The organism is Synechocystis sp. LKSZ1, from assembly GCF_040436315.1.
In the GTDB taxonomy this organism is placed as follows: Bacteria; Cyanobacteriota; Cyanobacteriia; order Cyanobacteriales; family Microcystaceae; genus Synechocystis.
The window spans coordinates 3,207,978-3,225,719 of the sequence record NZ_AP031572.1; the positions used below are offsets into that span (position 1 = coordinate 3,207,978).

Annotated in this window: 18 protein-coding genes and 1 riboswitch; of the genes, 4 read left to right on the top strand and 14 right to left on the bottom strand. The window is 50.3% G+C overall.

Annotated elements, in window-relative coordinates; genetic code table 11:
• Nucleotides 1-173 precede the first annotated feature (173 nt).
• Nucleotides 174-2,285: a phosphate acetyltransferase gene (gene pta / locus ABXS88_RS14535; protein WP_353672764.1), complete on the top strand. Its 2,112-nt coding sequence runs from the start codon at nt 174-176 to the stop codon at nt 2,283-2,285.
• Between the two features lie 8 nt (nt 2,286-2,293).
• Here the strand turns inward: pta and ABXS88_RS14540 are convergent, their stop codons facing one another.
• Entirely contained in the window at nt 2,294-2,638 is a 345-nt protein-coding gene (locus ABXS88_RS14540; RefSeq protein WP_353672765.1) for a XisI protein, read from the bottom strand.
• Nucleotides 2,626-3,039 (bottom strand): XisH family protein, encoded by a 414-nt coding sequence (locus ABXS88_RS14545; RefSeq protein ID WP_353672766.1) that lies wholly within the window; start codon nt 3,037-3,039, stop codon nt 2,626-2,628. Before ABXS88_RS14545 ends, ABXS88_RS14540 begins: the two co-directional genes overlap by 13 nt.
• 254 nt (nt 3,040-3,293) lie before the next feature.
• On the opposite strand from ABXS88_RS14545, the gene ABXS88_RS14550 reads away from it, so the two are divergent.
• Entirely contained in the window at nt 3,294-5,843 is a 2,550-nt protein-coding gene (locus tag ABXS88_RS14550) for a response regulator (RefSeq protein ID WP_353672767.1), read from the top strand.
• 70 nt (nt 5,844-5,913) lie between these two features.
• On the opposite strand, the gene ABXS88_RS14555 is transcribed toward ABXS88_RS14550, so the two are convergent.
• The 11 genes from ABXS88_RS14555 to ABXS88_RS14605 all read right to left on the bottom strand — a co-directional run bounded on the left by ABXS88_RS14555 (nt 5,914) and on the right by ABXS88_RS14605 (nt 15,191).
• Nucleotides 5,914-6,357, bottom strand: a complete 444-nt coding sequence (locus ABXS88_RS14555) for a HupE/UreJ family protein (RefSeq protein WP_353672768.1) — start codon at nt 6,355-6,357, stop codon at nt 5,914-5,916.
• 123 nt (nt 6,358-6,480) lie between these two features.
• Complete coding sequence (locus ABXS88_RS14560) at nt 6,481-7,611, bottom strand: hypothetical protein (protein ID WP_353672769.1); 1,131 nt, start codon at nt 7,609-7,611, stop codon at nt 6,481-6,483.
• Nucleotides 7,612-7,646: 35 nt separating this feature from the next.
• On the bottom strand, nt 7,647-7,868 hold the full coding sequence (locus ABXS88_RS14565; protein ID WP_353672770.1) for a CbtB domain-containing protein: 222 nt from the start codon (nt 7,866-7,868) through the stop codon (nt 7,647-7,649).
• Nucleotides 7,852-7,997: riboswitch (cobalamin riboswitch) on the bottom strand. (Overlaps the previous gene by 17 nt.)
• A 36-nt stretch (nt 7,998-8,033) precedes the next feature.
• A complete protein-coding gene (locus ABXS88_RS14570; RefSeq protein ID WP_353672771.1) occupies nt 8,034-8,954 on the bottom strand; it encodes a dienelactone hydrolase family protein in 921 nt (306 codons plus the stop codon).
• A 7-nt stretch (nt 8,955-8,961) separates the two neighbouring features.
• Complete coding sequence (locus ABXS88_RS14575) at nt 8,962-9,882, bottom strand: hypothetical protein (RefSeq protein WP_353672772.1); 921 nt, start codon at nt 9,880-9,882, stop codon at nt 8,962-8,964.
• A 68-nt stretch (nt 9,883-9,950) separates the two neighbouring features.
• On the bottom strand, nt 9,951-10,535 hold the full coding sequence (locus ABXS88_RS14580) for an OsmC family protein (RefSeq protein WP_353672773.1): 585 nt from the start codon (nt 10,533-10,535) through the stop codon (nt 9,951-9,953).
• Between the two features lie 102 nt (nt 10,536-10,637).
• Nucleotides 10,638-11,618, bottom strand: a complete 981-nt coding sequence (locus tag ABXS88_RS14585) for a homocysteine S-methyltransferase family protein (RefSeq protein WP_353672774.1) — start codon at nt 11,616-11,618, stop codon at nt 10,638-10,640.
• A 103-nt stretch (nt 11,619-11,721) separates the two neighbouring features.
• Entirely contained in the window at nt 11,722-11,880 is a 159-nt protein-coding gene (locus ABXS88_RS14590) for a hypothetical protein (RefSeq protein ID WP_353672775.1), read from the bottom strand.
• A 95-nt stretch (nt 11,881-11,975) separates the two neighbouring features.
• On the bottom strand, nt 11,976-13,052 hold the full coding sequence (locus tag ABXS88_RS14595) for an AI-2E family transporter (protein WP_353672776.1): 1,077 nt from the start codon (nt 13,050-13,052) through the stop codon (nt 11,976-11,978).
• An 87-nt stretch (nt 13,053-13,139) separates the two neighbouring features.
• Nucleotides 13,140-14,666, bottom strand: coding sequence for an anthranilate synthase component I (gene trpE, locus ABXS88_RS14600; RefSeq protein ID WP_353672777.1), 1,527 nt, complete (start codon nt 14,664-14,666; stop codon nt 13,140-13,142).
• Nucleotides 14,667-14,765: 99 nt separating this feature from the next.
• On the bottom strand, nt 14,766-15,191 hold the full coding sequence (locus ABXS88_RS14605) for a photosystem I reaction center subunit II PsaD (protein WP_353672778.1): 426 nt from the start codon (nt 15,189-15,191) through the stop codon (nt 14,766-14,768).
• 270 nt (nt 15,192-15,461) lie between these two features.
• Between ABXS88_RS14605 and ABXS88_RS14610 the strand changes: the two genes are divergently transcribed.
• Both ABXS88_RS14610 and ABXS88_RS14615 read left to right on the top strand, forming a co-directional pair.
• Nucleotides 15,462-15,848: a cupin domain-containing protein gene (locus ABXS88_RS14610; protein WP_353672779.1), complete on the top strand. Its 387-nt coding sequence runs from the start codon at nt 15,462-15,464 to the stop codon at nt 15,846-15,848.
• Nucleotides 15,849-15,866: 18 nt separating this feature from the next.
• On the top strand, nt 15,867-16,367 hold the full coding sequence (locus ABXS88_RS14615; protein WP_353672780.1) for a DUF1269 domain-containing protein: 501 nt from the start codon (nt 15,867-15,869) through the stop codon (nt 16,365-16,367).
• Nucleotides 16,368-16,488: 121 nt separating this feature from the next.
• Here ABXS88_RS14615 and ABXS88_RS14620 read toward each other — a convergent pair whose 3' ends face one another.
• The gene (locus ABXS88_RS14620; protein WP_353672781.1) at nt 16,489-17,640 is read right to left on the bottom strand and encodes a response regulator; all 1,152 of its coding nucleotides are present in this window, start codon (nt 17,638-17,640) and stop codon (nt 16,489-16,491) included.
• Nucleotides 17,641-17,742: the final 102 nt, after the last annotated feature.

A 17,742-nucleotide genomic window follows, 5' to 3' on the forward strand; every position in this document is an offset into this window, starting at 1 on the left:
TAACTTAGCAAGCAAAAGTCAAGAACTCGACAAGATTTTGGGTTGTATATGATAAATGTGATAGAGCTCTGAATACAGCCTAAGATCAGCAGCATCGAACCTCTTGGAAAGATACTAAATCTCTAAAGATCTTGCTAGGATGAAGCCGACTTGGCCTGCATCGCGTTTTCCCTATGACTAGCTCCCTTTACCTTAGTACCACTGAACCTCGTAGTGGGAAGTCGCTCATTGTGTTGGGTATTCTCGATCTGATTCTCAAGAAGACGACGAAAATTGCCTACTTTCGTCCCATTATTCAAGATCCTCCCCCCGGTCAACGCGACAAAAACATTGATCTGGTCTTACAGTATTTTCAGCTCAACCAATGCTATGAGGAATCCTTTGGCCTCCATCACTGTGAAGTGGCCGCCCTAGCCGCCGAAGACCATACTGATGCCATCTTTGACCGTATTATTGCCAAGTACAAAGCCCTAGAGGCCCGCGGTGATTTTATTCTCTGTGAGGGATCGGACTACGCTGGGGAAGAAAATGCCTTTGAATTTAATCTCAATACGGCGATTGCCAAGGCCTTGAACTGTCCGATTCTGCTCCTGGGCAACGGGGAAGATAATACCCTGGAGGATACGCTCCATCCCATTGATCTGGCCCTGAAAACCTACGAAGAACACGCCTGTCAGGTTATGGGGGTCATCATCAATAAAGTCCAGTCAGACCTCGTCGAGAGCGTTAAAACAACCCTACAAAAACACTATGGTGACCGCCCCTATCTGCTCAATGTTCTCCCCTTTGATCCCATTCTGAGTAGTCCCCGTCTCTCGGAAATTGCCAAAAAACTCGATGCCGAAGTCCTATCGGGCCATGACCGACTGAATAACTTGGTCACCCATTATCTTGTTGTGGCTATGCAGATTGCCCATGCTCTGGACTGGCTTAAAGATGACAATACCTTGCTGATTACGCCTGGCGACAGGGGGGATGTCATCCTTGGGGCCATCCAGGCCAACCAAGCCATCAATTTTCCTTCCATTGCAGGGATTGTGCTGACCACAGGATTTCGGCCTGAAGCCAGTTTAATGCGACTGATTGAAGGTTTGCCCAGTGCCCCACCGATCCTGTTAGTTCCGACTCATACCTTTGATACCGCTGCCCGCCTCGGTAAAATCCACACCATACTGACCATTGAAGATAAGGAAAAACTGGAGCGCAGTATTCGTCTTTTCGAGGATTGTATTGATACCGCCAAGCTGGAAAACAATATCAAGACTCTACAAGTCCAGGGCATCACTCCTAAGCTGTTTATCTACAACCTAGTACAAACTGCCAAGGCCCAGCAACGCCATATTGTCTTACCCGAGGGCCACGACCCCCGAATTCTCAGGGCCAGTGCCAGTTTAATCGACCAAGAAATTGTCAAAATTACCCTCCTGGGACAACGCTCCCGCATTGAGCAAACGCTGAAAAAGGAAAATATTGCCCTAGATCTAGACCAAGTTCAGGTCATTAACCCCATCAACAGTGAGCATTTTGAACAGTATGCCCAGACCTTCTACGAATTGCGCCGCAGTAAAGGAGTAACCCTGGACATGGCCCAGGACAATCTTGCGGATATTGCCTACTTCGGGACGATGATGGTCTATCTCGGTCACGCCGATGGCATGGTTTCCGGTGCCATTAATACAACACAACATACCATTCGTCCGGCGTTGCAAATTATTAAAACTAAACCGGGTTTCAGCCTGGTCTCCTCGGTCTTTTTCATGTGTTTATCCGACCGGGTACTGGTCTATGGCGACTGTGCCGTTAATCCCTTACCGACGGCCGAACAGTTGGCCGAAATTGCACTGACTTCCGCTGAAACGGCCCAAACCTTTGGCATTATTCCTCGGGTGGCGATGTTGTCCTATTCCTCTGGGGATTCTGGTAAGGGAGAAGAGGTGGAAAAAGTCCGCCGGGCGACCCAGATCGCGAAGGAACGAGCACCCCACCTCGCCATTGAAGGGCCAATCCAGTACGATGCGGCTGTCGATCCCAGTGTGGCTGCCCAAAAAATGCCCGGTTCTCAAGTCGCGGGCCAGGCCACAGTCTTTGTCTTCCCGGATTTAAATACGGGCAATAATACTTATAAGGCGGTTCAACGGGAAACCAAGGCGATCGCTATGGGGCCAATTTTGCAGGGCCTAAAGAAACCCGTCAACGACCTCAGTCGGGGCTGTACGGTGGAAGATATTATCAATACAGTAGTGATTACAGCGATCCAAGCCGGTCGCACTGAATCCGTTGTCTAAGCATGGATTTAAGCCACGGCATAGCCTGAGTATTGGCGTAGGTAAGGGGGGTGAAAGCCAATGACAATATCCTCTTTGGGGATGCCTCTTTCCACCAGGTCTTGACCAATATCTAACTCTGTATTGTTTATCTGAATCCAAATTTTGCCGTTTTTAATATCGAGATGGATGGAACAGCCGTAGATTCGCTCTTTTTTGTCCCAGCCCACGGCAACAACCTGGTAGTGATCCTGTTCGTTGTCGAACACAGTTTGAATTTCAATCTCACCATAGGAGGGTTGGTAGGCGGCATACTCCTCCAGTAATTGTTTGATAACGGTACGATAGGCTGGGAGTCTCTCTAGGCTTGCCATAGCACAATGACCTCGTTTTCAATGTCATAAACAAAGATTTCAAGCTGATACTGCTGGATGACCATGCGGGGGAATTCCTTTTGAAAAAAGGTTTGGTAGGCAATATCAGGAACAGCGAGAAATAGAGTGCGTTCTGGATCAGCGACTTTTAAGGCCACACGGTAGTTGATGAATTGTCCAAGGGCGAGATGAAAATCGGCGAGACTGGAGGTGTTGATAAAGCTTTTGATCTCGACAGCAATTTTGTTACCATTGCGCTCGGCGGCTAGTAGTTTTTCTGCTCCCAGATCAATAAAGAAATCTATCCCACCGACTTTGAGAAAAAGGGGATCATCGGTAATCTGCCAACCATCTTTGATCAGCGCTCTTTTGACGACATCGTGAAAAAGATCTTTCGCCATTCGTTGTTCCCGTAGGAAGCCAATAAAATCAATGGATTTGACCCAACAAGGAGACACTCTCCCTGATGATTTCGTCAAATCTAGTCTAGAGGCGCAGGGTGGATAGGTAAATTATGGCATTAATCTGAGGGGAGGTCTGTAACTGTATAGACGTTTCAATTTAAGATGGAGTCAGGGTGAACAGAAGCTTCAGAAACATTGATTTCTCTTGATTTCCCTCTAATGGCTCCCGTAGGCTAATCTAGACCAACTCCATGGGTATTTTTCCCTTCCCGACTCGATTTCTGTCACGGTTACAAATCGTGTCATTGTTAACCTTTCTGGGAATGGCTTCGGTGTTGGCTCTGGTGATTAGCTGGGTCGAGCAATATCGTATCGAACAACGACGGAGTGAAGTCAGGGAAGAGCTTCGTTATCAAGCGGTTGCGATTCAAAATGATTTACAACGGGCCCTCAGCGCCACCTATTCCTTGGCCGCTTTAGTCCGTCAAGGGAAGGGAACCATTCAGGATTTTGAGGGGGTTGCCCAGGAACTACTGCCCTATTATCCAGGGGTCTCCGCCTTCCAATTGGTTCCCCAGGGCGTAATTCAACAAACGTATCCCCGAGAAGGTAATGAACCCGCTACGGGTCTAAATTTGCTTCAAAATCCGAAGAAATATCCCGAGGCCCTATTAGCCCGTGAAACTCGACGCTTAACCCTACAAGGACCCTTTCTCTTGAAACAGGGGGGTCTAGGCCTCGTGGGACGCCTGCCGGTCTTTTTAGATAATCCTCAGGGGGCGGATCCGTTTTGGGGGTTTACGGCGGTTCTGCTGCGTTTTCCTGAGGTTCTCCAATCCACTTCGCTCCAACAGATTGAAAAGAGTGGCTTCCACTATGAACTATGGCAACAGGGTTCGAGTAGTCGTCAGCTATCCCTGATCGCTCGTAATACGGCCACTCCTCTGCGGGCTCCTGTGGAAGCAAGGATCCAATTACCCAACAGCACTTGGATTTTGATGGCAAGTCCTCAGCAGGGATGGTGGGATGGAGAAGAGATGGGGCTGTACGTGGTGATGGGTTTGCTGGTCAGTGGCTTAGTCACACTTCTGGTAGCCAGTCAGTATCGAACAGTTGTGGCTTTGGCTAACACCAAACAGGCCTTGGCCGAGCGAGAACGAAGCCAAGCTGACCGGGTAGCCAGTGAGCAAAAATTTCGCCTGGCCTTTGATAATGCCAATACGGGGATGTGTTTGGTGGATTTGCAGGGGAAGCTCCTCCAGGTGAATGCCAAGATGGGTGCGATCTTTGGCTACAGTCAGGCGATGTTGGAGGGTATGACGGTTAATGACCTGACTATCTTGGATGACAAAGGCATTAGTCCCCACTTTATCCAAGAGGCCGTCGCTGGCAGGGTAGATAGTGCCACCTTTGAGAAACGTTATCGCCATCAGCAAGGCCAGATCATTTATGCAGAGGTGTCCTCTTCCCTGGTTAGAGATGCCCAGGGCCAACCCCTATACTTTATTTCTCAGATCCAGGACGTTACCCAACGCAAACAGGCCTATGCTCAATTGGCTCAACTCAATGCAGAGCTAGAGGAGCGAGTGACCCAACGCACCCAGGATTTACAACAGCGAGAAGCCATTCTACAGAGGCTGAACGAGGAACTGTTGCAGGCCAACCGACTCAAGGATGAATTTCTGGCCATGATCAGCCATGAACTGCGGACGCCCCTCAATGCCATTCTGGGTATGACGGAAGCTCTCCAGGAGGAAATTTTTGGCCCCCTGACGGCAAAACAAAATCAGGCCCTGCAAACCGTCGAGCAGAGTGGGAACCATCTCTTAAACGTGATTAGCGATATCCTTGACCTTTCTAAAATCGAGGCGGGACAAATGGAGTTGGCCTTAGAACCCACTTCGATCTATACCATCTGTGAGCAAAGCCTTGCCCTGGTCAGGCCCCAGGCCCAGAAAAAACGCATTCATCTCCAGACGCAATTGCCCCCCCATCTGCCGCTGTTAACCTTGGATCAACGTCGCTGTTGTCAAGCGCTGACGAATATTCTTAACAATGCGGTGAAATTTACTCCTGCCCAGGGAACCATCCAGTTAACGGTGAGTTATCGGCCAGCAGAAGCCTCTCATACCGTGGGTCATCTTCATTTCGCTGTCCAGGATACAGGGATTGGCATTGCGCCAGACAATCTAGATAGGGTGTTTCAACCCTTTATCCAAGTTGATGGTGCGCTGAATCGTCGCTACGAGGGTACGGGATTGGGTTTAGCACTGGTCAAACAAATTGTTGAACTCCATGGTGGTCACGTTGGGGTCACTAGTGAAATGGGAGTCGGAAGTTGTTTTTGGTTCGATATCCCTTGTTCAGTAGAAGTAGAGACGTCTTTGGTCTCCGCGCCACCCCAGGCAATGCAGAACCTTGCCCAGGAACCACTACCAGAACCGCCCCTGGTGTTGTTGGCAGAAGATAGCCCGGCCAATGCGGTCAGCATCCAAAATTACCTCGAAGCCAAGGGCTACCGAGTCAGGGTTGCAGAAAATGGGCAAGTGGCCGTCGCCATCGCCCAGGCTGACCCGCCCGATATTATTTTGATGGATATTCAGATGCCAGTGATGAATGGCATTGAAGCCATGGAAATTCTGCGCCAAGACCCTCAGTTTCAAAACCTCCCCATCATTGCTCTAACGGCCCTCGCCATGGAAGGCGACCGAGAACGTTGTTTGGCCGCTGGAGCCACGGACTACCTCAGTAAACCTGTCAAACTCCGGGAGCTATTGCAACGGATTCAACAACTCTGTTGATACCGTGATCATAATGCTGGCCAAGCTGTCTGACGGGAAACGTAGAGAGGGCGACGCGGGCTCCAAGGTTCTATGAGTAGCGCTTTGTCAGGAGAAGCCCGATTACCTGAGGAAACAGTAGGGCTAAGCCCGCACCACAGACTAACCAGCCGATGGAGCTAAACCCCTTCTTCCGCAGTTCTCCCCCGGCCCCTTGACCAGGGAAAGCCTTTTGCACCAATCCCCAGACAGCTAGAGCCAGGGCCAGTTGCACCAGACTGAAACCCAGGAGGTAGGCAAATAACGGCGGCATTCCTGTTCCGACAATGGATTCACCGTAGGCGTAGCCATGGAGTAGGCCGGCTAGGATAAATAGTCCTAACGACAAACTCAAGGGCAGGGATTTCTGAAACGCCAACAGGAGGCCAATCCCTAGGACAGAGGTAGAAATGAGGAATTCAATGCCCGGAATAGTGAAGGCGGCTAAATGTAGGCCCGTTCCTAGCAAAGCAGAGACGATAAAGGCCCCCAGCAATCCCAGGCCTCGGGCTGATTAAGCGGCTGCAAGTAACCTCTGCAACAACACTGAGATTTCTCGTCAGTCCGCTCCAGCAGGTTTGTCAGACCGTTTTTGCAATCGTAGCTAGCAAAACTTCAGCTAACGACTAAACAGGATACTTGATCGAGAAGAACGTCGATGAAACCAAATACCAGCTAACAAACTTAAAGCAAAAATTCCAGTGTAGTAACTGAGTGAAATAAACCGAATGTAGAGAGGCGGTTCAATTCTTTCAACCTCTACCTCGTGACTCACTTGCAACGCAACTCCGTTAGGCGGTGTAACTTCCGCAATGACCTGATGAGGTGCACCATCGAAAAACTGCTCGTTCCAAGTTAGCTTACCCTGGTCGTCAGTGCTCCCCTGATAAGCAAACATCTGTTTATTATCTTCAAGCGCAATTGATTTCGCGTTGACAATAACATTCACTTCAGGATTACCAGTTTTTGCGTTAAAAATCTGAATAGTCTGACTTGCAAGCCGTCCGACTGTTGCCCGTTGATCTCCTGATAAACGAATCTCTAAATCTTGGGATCTCTGTACAGATAGAGTCGTCGTGGTTTGCGTCTCCTCTCTAGCGTGGGCGGATGCAAGTTCCGCGCTGATATTAACGAACAAAAGAACCGCGATCGCAAGCACAGTAACAGCACTGAGCAGTAACCGTATGGGTTGAGGTGCAATTTCACCATCTTGAACCGTTTGGTCGCCTCCAATTATCCAGCCACTAACGCCTCCAACAAGTATCAGAATGCCAATCAAAATAGCAGCATTCCTATACTTCACAAATCTTTCAGGCACTGAAAGCTTTAACGATTGCTCGAATGGCTCAAATGCCCCTGCAACAAGAGGAGTCACTTGAGCTTTCAACATGTAGTTTCCCCGAATTGGCATTACTTGCTCAAACTCTAGTTTCCCGCTAGGAGCTTTTGCATTGAGTTCAAGCAATTTAGTTCCTTCCACAATTGGAAAATCAGAAGTGAACCAAGGCGTTTTGGCCGGGGTTAGTAGTTGTAATTGGAACCGCACATCAGATAAGGGCTGTCCCATTGGATCAACTGCTTGCAACGCAACCCGAACGGACGCTTCATCGGGAATAACTTGGCTTAAAGCGGGTTCAGTCTGCACCTGTACAGTCGGCTGAGATGCCGGGGAAGGAAGAGGATTGAACCAAAGGAATACTGAAACAAGGCTAGCTGCTAAAGCCAGCCCAACATACTTTAAATTTCTCATGACATTCTCTCAGTCTGGATAACGCTGTAATGATGCTAATGGCAGGCAACTGCCGCCGTACCGTGCCGGGTCGTATGCAACGCATCATGCACGGGTGGATAAGTGCTGAAGTACAGCGTCCAGATAATTAGTGCACATAGGCTAGTTAGCAGAGCCACCTGAACTGGAAGCGAAAGTGTAACTTGCTTGGTGCGTTGCCAAACAGAAGTTGAACTGATCATGATCTGTACCTCGCAGTGGAAACTAGAGCCAATCATCGGCGGGTATTCTGACTTAGAAATTAGGCTATTTCATCACAGTTGCGGGCCAGCGCTGGACTTGCACCAAACTTTCCCCTTTACCTTCGGCGACTGTTCCCCGCCGAAACCGACTTAGTCAACATATCACACCTCGGCTAAGAAACTAGCTCAGAGAAATTGAACTTAACGACTACGGAGATGGCGTTCCAAAAAGGCCAACAGGGCCGACCAGGACTGGAGATCTGCGTGGGGATCATAGTCATCGGAGGTCCAAACAGAAAAGGAGTGCCGGACACCGCCATAAATATCCATATCAAAATTGGCCTTAACCGCGTTAAGGGCCTCGGCCAATTCCGTCACCTGGGTCATGGGGGCCACGGGATCGGCCGCTCCATGCAGAATTAGCAGAGGAGAACTTAAGGCCTTGTAATCTTGGCCAGGGGGAATGGCTAGGCCGCCATGGAAGGAAACGAGGCCATCCAGGTCGGCCCCACTCCGGGCCAATTCCAACACCGCTGACCCCCCAAAACAGTAGCCAATGGCCGCAATGCGATTGGGATCAACCCCCGGCAGTTTTTTGGCCTCGGCAATGGCCGCCAGGAGACGCTGACGCATCAGGGGCAAATTCCCGTACAGCTTGCCACTTTCTATTTTCGATTCTTCGGTATTCTTGGGGCGAACGCCCTGGCCGTAGAGGTCAATGGCAAATACGGTGTACCCCTGGGTTGACAGCATATTGGTGCGCATTTTTTCGTACTGATCCAGCCCATTCCAATCGTGGATCAGGATAACGATGGGTTGGTTTTTGCCAAAGCCAGTATTTTGGCCAACGTAACCTTCAAAGGGCTGATTATCAATTTGGTAGACCCAGGGCTTGGCGAGCATTTCGGCTTGGGCCAGGGGGGCCCAGCAAGTGAGAGCGGCAACAGTACAGGCAAAGAGAAAAGACTTGACCATGGCGGTATCTAGGACATTAACAGCAGTATGGGTCAACCCCTGGAGAAGGTGTCTTCTTTCCAGGAACTGACCTGTTAAGATTTTAGGGGCGATCAATCTAGGGGAGAAACGATTACCCAGACGGGGATAGTCCCATCGCACCGCCATGAAGACTTCAATTTTCTAAACCTTGGATTAGGGCTGTTACCTGGGCCAAGCCCTCGGGGGCAATTTTTTCGAGGGTAGTAATGAAGTGGGGATGGGTCATGCCACTGATCAGGAAAGTATAGCGGTAGGCCCTGAGCTGACGATTACTAAGTAGTGCCTTTTCGGGAGTAGTTAACAAACGACCCATGGCATTTTCAAGGCTCAGTCGGTCTAATTCCACCTGTTGTTGCAGGCCCTGGTCGATCATCTCCACAATTGCACCATAGTCCGCCAGGCCCTGGGCAATTTGAGCTGGGGTGGATTCCGCCGCTAAGGTTTCGGCCATCAGCGTATCAAGCTTGGCGTGCTGGGCCTCCTCCAGCCAATGGTGCTTGAGCAGAGAAGCAAACTGGGGGTCAAGGTGGTGATTATTCCGAACACTGTCCAAGTAATGGCGCTGGGTCATCCATTCAATGTGGAGGATGATGAGGACAACTCCTAGGGGAGATTTGGCTAGAACAGCCTGGGCAAAGTCGGCGGCAGGGCCAATCACCCCACAGGACGTTCCAAAGCCAGCTTCAAAGGCCTTGGCAAATTCCTTAAACAGGTGAATGTGTTTGGCCTCTTCCTGGGCGAATTGCAGGAGCGACCGGGTTTGGTAATCATCCCCTAGTTGGTGACTACGCACATGGTCGAGCACAAAGGGCAAAATAAATTCCTCCACCAGGCCAAAAAGATGGAGATAACTATGGCCTCGGATCTGATTCAGGAGTCGTTGTTCCTCCGGTGAGAGAAACGTCAGGGCTTGGACTTGGGCCAGGGCTTCCGGCAGAAAGGGATAGTGAAAGTTGAGGGGTTTATCGTTGCCGATCAAGTCGTGGACTTGCCAGTTGACCTTGAGGGACGCCTCCAGGGCCGCACGATAGGTGTAATGGTGCTCCAGTAACATTGTTGCTGATTCCTAAACATTAAGGGTGAGGAGGGGCGGGAGTCTTGGCCCCCGCCAGGAGAAGCGATTTAAACGTGGGTGAGAACCGGCTCTCGGACAGTAGCAATCTGTTCCAGGGAACCGCTGAGGGGAATCCCCTTGGCCACCGTCATGGCATTGGGGCTAAAGTTAACAGCTTTGTCGTGCAGGAGGGCCAATTGTTCTGGGGAAGCATCGCTATCCACTGAAATTTTGTACTGAATACCCAGCATTTCCACGGGGGCATGGGGGTCTAGATCCAAAAAGCCTGCCAGATTCAGGGAACCGGTAATGCTGACGGTGAGTTGGCGGATCGGAATCCCTAGGATGGCGGCATTGACGGTAAAACCGACGAGGATACAGGCCCCGACACCAGACATTAAATATTCTTGGGGGGTCGGGCCTTGATTGCTACCCAGGAGGGCCTGGGGTTCATCCACCGTCCAGGTAAAGGGGCGGTCGATCCATTCTTGGCCCATGTGGAGGGGGAGGGCCTTGGCGATGGCCCGCGTACCGCCCTGCCAAGCTAGCTCAACCCCGTAGGTGACAATACCAAGGTCAGGTTGGCCCTGGATATTAGTTTTGGCTTCAGCTAGGGCGATGGGATCAATGGTTGTGAGAGGAGTCGTGTTCATGATGTTTCGTGTTGGGAGTGTGAAGAGGGAAAGGGTTGCCCAGTGTTCGTTGCTGGTTTGGGCCAGGCCGACGGGCCAAAGAAAGCATTGGCAAGGAAGGGCCTAGGCGCTGAGGAGGGGACGCTGGGTAAAGTAGGGCCAGACCAAGGGGAGACAGGCCTGGCAAATCGCTTCAATGTGACGGTGATCGGTTCCACAACATCCCCCCAGGACATTAACGTGGGGGAATTGCTTGCGGAGAGTTTGATAGTGACTGCCTAGATCGGCGGGATTACCGTCATCCAGCACCGTCGCTTCATCCAGTTCCGCATGACTTTTTTTAGAAGCATTGGCCCGGATACCCCGAATGCGTTTTACAAAGGTGCCGGCTGTAAGGCTAGAAGCAAAATGGGAGGGATGAGCACAGTTGATCATGTAGTAGAGGGGGCCCTGCTGGGTCGCCTGATCGACTTGTTCAATGGCTGTCTGGAGACTTTGGCCCGAGGGAAGACGGCCATCGGTTTCCACCGTAAAGGAAATGACAACAGGCATACCATAGGCCTGGGCCGCCCGGACAATGCCTATGGCCTCTTCCACGTAGTTAATGGTCATGGCGGTAACGAGGTCAGCGGCGGTTTCGGCAAAGGTGGCAATCTGGGGGCGATGGTAGCGCTCGGCCCCAGCTTCACTCATCCGGTAGGCGGCATTGTAGCCATCCCCTCGAGGGCCAACGCACCCACTAATGACCAGAGGCGTGGTAGGAGATTCCTGTTTTTGGCGTAGGTCTTGGAGGAGGGCAATCGCTTGGCGGTTCGCTTCGGCCAGGGCCTGGCGATGGTAGCCGAGTTTGGTGCCCCAGTCGCTATTGGCCCGCCACGTGGCACTCTCTAAAATCAAACCAACAGCGTAGGTTTTGGCCAGGTCAATGTAGGTACGGTAGTAATTCTGGATCGATTGACGACCAGCCGGGTGGTTGAGTAGATCAAAGGCGGCAAAATCGCGGAGTTCCCAGCCCTCATGGAAAATTAGCGTTGTTTCCATACCACCATCGGTGATAAATAAATCGTTATCCAGTTGGGGTAAATGATTGCGGTACTTACTCACAGTAACCTCCTGGGGGTGAAAGACTCCGCAGGGAAAAATATCGTGTCCCTGCGAAGCTGCTTATGAAGAACTTAGGTTGAAGATAAACAAGAATCGAGAAGAACTAGGGAAGAGAAACCGTCCTAACGATCAAAGGGGATGAGGTCGCAAAACTGGGGGGGAAGGATGACGGAACGGTACTAATCCGAGAAACCACGAGGGTCACGGTTAAGCCCGTGGCAACCCCTAGGCGATGGAAATGTTCAATAAGGATAGCTGGCATAGCAATACCTCCTGAAACCGTAATTGAACCTGTGTTCCAAGATAGGTAGCAATCGAGAAGAACTCGGGAAAAGGGTTTGCTCCAGTGGGGGAGACCTAGGGGGCTGTTTCTTCCAGGGCCGTTGTCGGGGGCAGGGCCGTTTCCGAGATCCAGGCCCTGAGCAATTCGTAGCCCAAACTTAAAACTACTGGGCCAATAAAGAGGCCAAGAATCCCTTGGGTTAGGGTACCGCCCAACACACCAATTAAAATAACCACCATGGGAACGGGTAGGCCCCGGGCCATCAAAATCGGCTTGAGGACGTTATCCACCAACATACAGGGAATCATCCAGAGGGTATAGGCCAGGGCCGCCAAGGGCGGAAAGGTGAACCAAGCATAGACTAGGGTACCGATGATGATAATCCCTGGGCCAATCTGCACAATTGTTAAGAGTAAACAAAGGGGAATCAGCAGGCCAGCGGCAGGGATTTTAGCCACCATAAAACCTAGCCCCACCAAAAGGGTTTGGATGACCGCGACCCCAAGAATGCCACGGGTGACACTGCGAATCGTAACCGCCATCAGTTTTAAAAAGGCCGGCCCCCGCTCGGGAGAGAGACGGGTCATCAAGCGCGTCAGGCTAATTTTCAAGCTGGCCTGATTAAGAATCAGAATGTTGGCAATGACGATGGATACCATAAATTTCAAGAGAATTAAGCTGGTATCCGCCGCTAGCAAGAGTATTTTAGTTGCGATGTCCTTGAGTTGAGGTTTAAATTGGCTGAGCACAGACCCCAAGTTACTGGAAGCCTTGGCCCAGAAACCGTAAATCGGTGGGCCAATCAACGGCCAGGACGAAATATCTGAGGAGGGCGGCGGAATCACCAAAGCGCCTTCTTTGAGTTGATCCGCCAGGGCCTGGGCATTGCCGGCCGAGAGGGTGGCCATGACACTGACGGGGCCGATGATAATGCCTAAGCCCAGCAGGATTAACAGGGCACTGGCCAGTTTGGAGCGTCCTTGCAACACCGCCCTGAGCCATTCAAAAATAGGGAAAATGGCAATGGCCAGGATTGTGCTCCAGAGAATAATGTCCATGAAGGGCCGTAGTAAGAGAAAGCACCAGGCCCCCAGCCCCCCTAGAATGCCGAGACGAATCAAAAAATCCACATTTTTAACATTGCTGTCCATGGTCTGACCTTCTCCCCGAGGCGCGATACTGCCCTATGATCCGTCGCGAATGCCCGTTGGCTTCGCTTAATTCCCGCTGGTTTTGACCTAGATCAGGCAACGAATGGCCTCGAGCAGGCCCCGGGCCTTATTGAGGGTTTCTTCGTATTCCTTTTCCGGGTCAGAATCCGCGACGAGGCCGGCCCCCGCCTGAACAGAGACTTGATGGCCCTGGCCGCCGGCTTTTTTTTGCACGACCATGGTGCGAATAGCAATGGCCGTATTGAGTTGGCCCTCAAAATCGTAGTAACCGTAGACACCTGAGTAAGGCCCTCGTCGCTCTGGTTCCAGTTCATGAATGATTTCCATGGCGCGAATTTTCGGGGCGCCACTGACAGTGCCTGCTGGAAAACAGGCCTGGAGCAAATCCCACGCCGTTTTACCGGGGGCCAATTGACCCACGACATTGCTGACAATGTGCATCACGTGGGAATAGCGCTCAATAACCATCAGTTCATTCACCCGGACAGATCCCTGGACACAGACCCGGCCTAGATCGTTCCGGCCGAGATCTACGAGCATGATGTGCTCGGCAATTTCCTTGGGATCCTGGAGCAGTTCCTCCGCCAATTGTTCATCTTCCTGGGGGGTTAGGCCACGACGACGGGTGCCTGCAATGGGCCGCACGGTAGCCTGGAGATTATTGTCCCCCTGCCACTCGGCCTTGACCATTACCTCAGGGCTAGAACCAATGATTTGCCAATCGCCAAAATTGTAGAAGGCCATGTAGGGAGAGGGATTGATCAAACGCAGAGAGCGGTAGAGGTTGAAGGGCGCGTCGCTGTAGGTCGTGGTCAGGCGCTGGGAAAGCACGACCTGAAAAATATCCCCGGCTTTGATGTAGTCCTGGGCCTTGCTGACGTTATGACAGAAAACATCGTGATGGGTATTGCTCTGGTAGGCCAGATTACTGGCGGCGTCAGGATGGGGTTGTAGTTCCAAGGAGGTGGCCTTGGGGGGTAGGGGCAATTGCAATTTCAGCACTAACTTGGTAACGCGGTCACAGGCCTGTTGATAAGCCGCTTCTAAGCTGCCCCCTTCCTCCCGCACATCGGCGTAGGCAATGGCCCAAATTTTTCGTTTTACCTGGTCAAAAATAATCAGATGATCGATCTGCATCCAGATACCATCGGGCAGATCCTGGTCTTGGGCCTCGTAGATGGGCACTCTTGGCTCCATCCAGTGAATTAATTCGTACCCCCAAACTCCAAACAGGCCCCCAATACCGGGCGGCAACTGGGGCAATTTGACGGGATGAATCGGGGCCAAACAATCCGCCAAAATTGTTAGGGGATTCCCCTGAAAGTGTCGCTGGCTTTCATCCCGGAAGGTCTGGGTTGTTTTCTGCCCCCGAGCCTCTAGCACCCACACCGGGTCACAGCCCAAAAAACTATAGCGCCCTAGATTTTCTCCCCCCTCCACCGACTCCAGCAAAAAACTATAGGGTTGACCCGCACAAACCTTATACCAGGCGGAAACCGGCGTTTCCAGATCCGCGACCCACTCTTGGTAAACCGGAATAAAATTACCTTGCTGGGCCAAGCTAACGAAATGGGAGAACTCAGGAAAAATCATACCGTTGGGGAAGCGGGGGCTAAACAGAAAAGACCCTCACCGGCGATTTCTCCAAACTGAGAGAAGGGTGAGGGAATACAGACAAGCAATTGAGTTGACCTAGACGCTGTAGGGCGTTTGGCCGGAGAACTTCAGGGTGACAGGCTCAGGGTTTTTGCCGATGCTTCTGTCTTTTTTGCCTTGGGCTTCCCGGCCTTCGTTAACTTTTTCGGGGAAAACACCATCAGCAGGATGCAGATACTGCACTTCACCCGAGGGATAAATCCGGTAGATTTTATAGTCTTCAATTTTGGGTTTGAACTTTGTCCGGAGCTGGGTACCCAGGGCCAGACATTGTTCCTTGCGAGCGAGATACAGGAGATTTTCCCCTTCATTCATGATGGCGGCGCCACCGGTAGGCATTTCAAAAACTTGTTCTTTTGCGCTAGTCCAGGTGATGGCGTATTTTTCTTCCCGGTCGGCTTTGGAAAGTAGACCACCGGTACTGCCACCGAATTTAGGAGGTTGTCCAGAAAGCTCTGTCATAGGATGATGCTGTAATTGAAAGGTATTTTAGGGAATCCTATCACTGAGTTACGGGTCTCTTGTGGCTTTGTCAAGAACTGTAACAAAACTCAAGCTGATTCAATCTCTGCTCGCTTTTTCAAGGTTTTTGTGGGCAATTTTGGGATCTCCATAGACAGCGGTCTGGTCTCCCCAGAGTTATGACCTCCGGTGTACTGCCCCTCGGGCAGACGGTCGAGCTGGTTGGATGCCGAGTTCCAGGGAATTTGCCGCCGCTATACTGAGATGGCGATGGTGACAGAACAGACATTGATGGATATAGGTAATCTTTTTTTCCAGGCCGATCCCCCGCCCCAGGGAGAATCGTTTGAAACCCTACTGAAACAAAAAGGGGTAGTGATTGAGCGTATCCTCAGTTCCTCCCAAATAGAGCCCCAGGAATATATTCAGGTGCAAGATGAATGGGTGGTTTTACTGCAAGGGGAAGCGTTACTAGAGATAGCTGGTGAGACTATCCGGCTACGGGCCGGGGATTATATTTTTCTGGCATCGCAAACACCGCATACCGTTTTGGCCGTGTCCCAGGGCGCATTATGCCATCCACTTCTGAGAAAATTGCGCCAGCGATTCCCCAGCGTTCCGTCACCGCCATCAGCTTCTAGAATGGGAGGCGATTAATTCCCATAGGTGCCCTTCATGAGTGATCTAATTGTTATTGCCTACGATGATGAATTTAAGGCCGAAGAGGTTCGGCTGACCCTGGCTAAATTACAGGTAGAACATCTGATTGAAATGGAAGATGCGGCCGTTGTGGTCAAAAATGAGCAAGGTAAGGTCAAGCTCAAGCAAGCGGTTAATTTGACCAGTGCCGGGGCCGTTAGTGGCAGTTTCTGGGGCCTGCTCATTGGCACCCTATTTCTGTCTCCCCTATTTGGGGCCGCCGTTGGGGCTGCCAGTGGCGCCTTGGCCGGTGCCCTCAGCGACATTGGGGTTAACGATGACTTTATGCGGGAACTGGGGGAAAGCTTGAAGCCCAAGAGTTCTGCCCTCTTCGTGTTAGTGCGGAAAGTCACCCCTGATAAGGTTCTCGCAGAAGTGGCCCCCTACGGTGGCAAAGTGCTAAAAACCTCTCTGTCCAAGGATGAGGAGACCCAACTTCAGGAAGTGCTTGATCGTCATGGCCTGCCGACGGTTTAGAGACTTCGACAATTTCAGCACAAAATCAGTCTCAGCCTAAAACTCCAATCGATGGCCCCTCATTCGTTAGCCTTAACCCAAGGACGAAGGTGGGTCTTTTTATTACCTGGTTTCTTTTTCATCAGGCACTTAATGGCCGGCGGAGTTGTTGTTCAACCATTTGGAGAATGTCGTTAGGAAGAAAGGGAATGCCTAAAGACCCTGATGCACCAGAAAGTTTAATTCTCAGCTTATCAATCAGGTTGTTACCATGGGTTAAAACGACAATGGGTAAGTGAGCCAAATGGGGCGACTTATGGCACAACGCTGTAATCTCATAACCATCTAGACCTTCCATGTCCGCTCGTACAAACAATAATTCTGGTTGACGACTCTGTAATACAGCCAAGGCCTTGAAGGGGTCTTCAATACAGAGTAGCTTGATTCCTTTTTCTCCTAAAATATAACGAATTTGATGCTGATAAATAGGGGAAGTATCAACATAGGCAATCAGGGAACTATGATGATTTTTGATTTCTTGATGAGGGAGCATCGTCACCGCCCCGGTTTGGATTAAAGGATGAAAAAGAAAAGCTAATTTTAGCGTATTGAGACGAGTTTTTCCGGCGATTAAATATAGAGAATTAAGGTCTTCTAAGCAAGCCTTTAGTGGTTTCACCCAACTAGTACCAGTCAGTTGTCTTTTTTCAAAAATCTCATCGACTTCTTGCCAATTATGTACCAAAGGACGCTGGAATGGCGAGCTAATTTTAGAGCGAACCTGCCACCAGTAACCCACTTTAGATTGGATTTTGGGAGTAATTTGTTGAATATCTAAATTCAAAAATAACGTATCTAGATAACTAGCATGAGTAAAGTGATATTTTGTCTTTGGTAAAGACATGATATGCACTAAAGCCTCCGTCGTGAATTGCTCCAGAATAGAACGGGTTTGTTGAAAAGAGAAAACCCCTCGTTTCCATAATGATGAAATATATTGATAGTCATCTTTAATATAGGGAGGCACTTGTAAATTCAAGTGGTGAATCAAGTCTCCCAGCATATAGATTAAGCGATCGGAAAAACCCGTTAAGCTACTGGCAAAATGGATTTTTCCTTTACCAAAGTAGATTTGCCAAAAAACAAATTCATCAAAGGGATTTTGAACAATTAACTTGCCAGTCACTTGTTCTTCCACTAATTGGTGAATTAATTTGTGAGGAATTTCCATAGGATTATCCTCAGGAATAATGATATTCGTAAAAAGGGGAGCAGAGAGAGCTGAAATTTCCATTGGATGACTCCTGATAATAAATGGATGGTTAGAGATAATTATGTTGAGTAGCAATAAGCTCTTGGGAGAGATATTTGCTAACTTAATTAGGTAAATAACTAT

Coding starts and splice junctions, on each gene's coding strand:
- pta (WP_353672764.1), top strand. CDS start 174: ATGACTAGCTCCCTTTACCTTAGTACCACTGAACCTCGTAGTGGGAAG.
- ABXS88_RS14540 (WP_353672765.1), bottom strand. CDS start 2,638: ATGGCAAGCCTAGAGAGACTCCCAGCCTATCGTACCGTTATCAAACAA.
- ABXS88_RS14545 (WP_353672766.1), bottom strand. CDS start 3,039: ATGGCGAAAGATCTTTTTCACGATGTCGTCAAAAGAGCGCTGATCAAA.
- ABXS88_RS14550 (WP_353672767.1), top strand. CDS start 3,294: ATGGGTATTTTTCCCTTCCCGACTCGATTTCTGTCACGGTTACAAATC.
- ABXS88_RS14560 (WP_353672769.1), bottom strand. CDS start 7,611: ATGAGAAATTTAAAGTATGTTGGGCTGGCTTTAGCAGCTAGCCTTGTT.
- ABXS88_RS14565 (WP_353672770.1), bottom strand. CDS start 7,868: ATGATTGGCTCTAGTTTCCACTGCGAGGTACAGATCATGATCAGTTCA.
- ABXS88_RS14570 (WP_353672771.1), bottom strand. CDS start 8,954: ATGGCGGTGCGATGGGACTATCCCCGTCTGGGTAATCGTTTCTCCCCT.
- ABXS88_RS14575 (WP_353672772.1), bottom strand. CDS start 9,882: ATGTTACTGGAGCACCATTACACCTATCGTGCGGCCCTGGAGGCGTCC.
- ABXS88_RS14580 (WP_353672773.1), bottom strand. CDS start 10,535: ATGAACACGACTCCTCTCACAACCATTGATCCCATCGCCCTAGCTGAA.
- ABXS88_RS14590 (WP_353672775.1), bottom strand. CDS start 11,880: ATGCCAGCTATCCTTATTGAACATTTCCATCGCCTAGGGGTTGCCACG.
- ABXS88_RS14595 (WP_353672776.1), bottom strand. CDS start 13,052: ATGGACAGCAATGTTAAAAATGTGGATTTTTTGATTCGTCTCGGCATT.
- trpE (WP_353672777.1), bottom strand. CDS start 14,666: ATGATTTTTCCTGAGTTCTCCCATTTCGTTAGCTTGGCCCAGCAAGGT.
- ABXS88_RS14605 (WP_353672778.1), bottom strand. CDS start 15,191: ATGACAGAGCTTTCTGGACAACCTCCTAAATTCGGTGGCAGTACCGGT.
- ABXS88_RS14610 (WP_353672779.1), top strand. CDS start 15,462: ATGGTGACAGAACAGACATTGATGGATATAGGTAATCTTTTTTTCCAG.
- ABXS88_RS14615 (WP_353672780.1), top strand. CDS start 15,867: ATGAGTGATCTAATTGTTATTGCCTACGATGATGAATTTAAGGCCGAA.
- ABXS88_RS14620 (WP_353672781.1), bottom strand. CDS start 17,640: ATGGAAATTTCAGCTCTCTCTGCTCCCCTTTTTACGAATATCATTATT.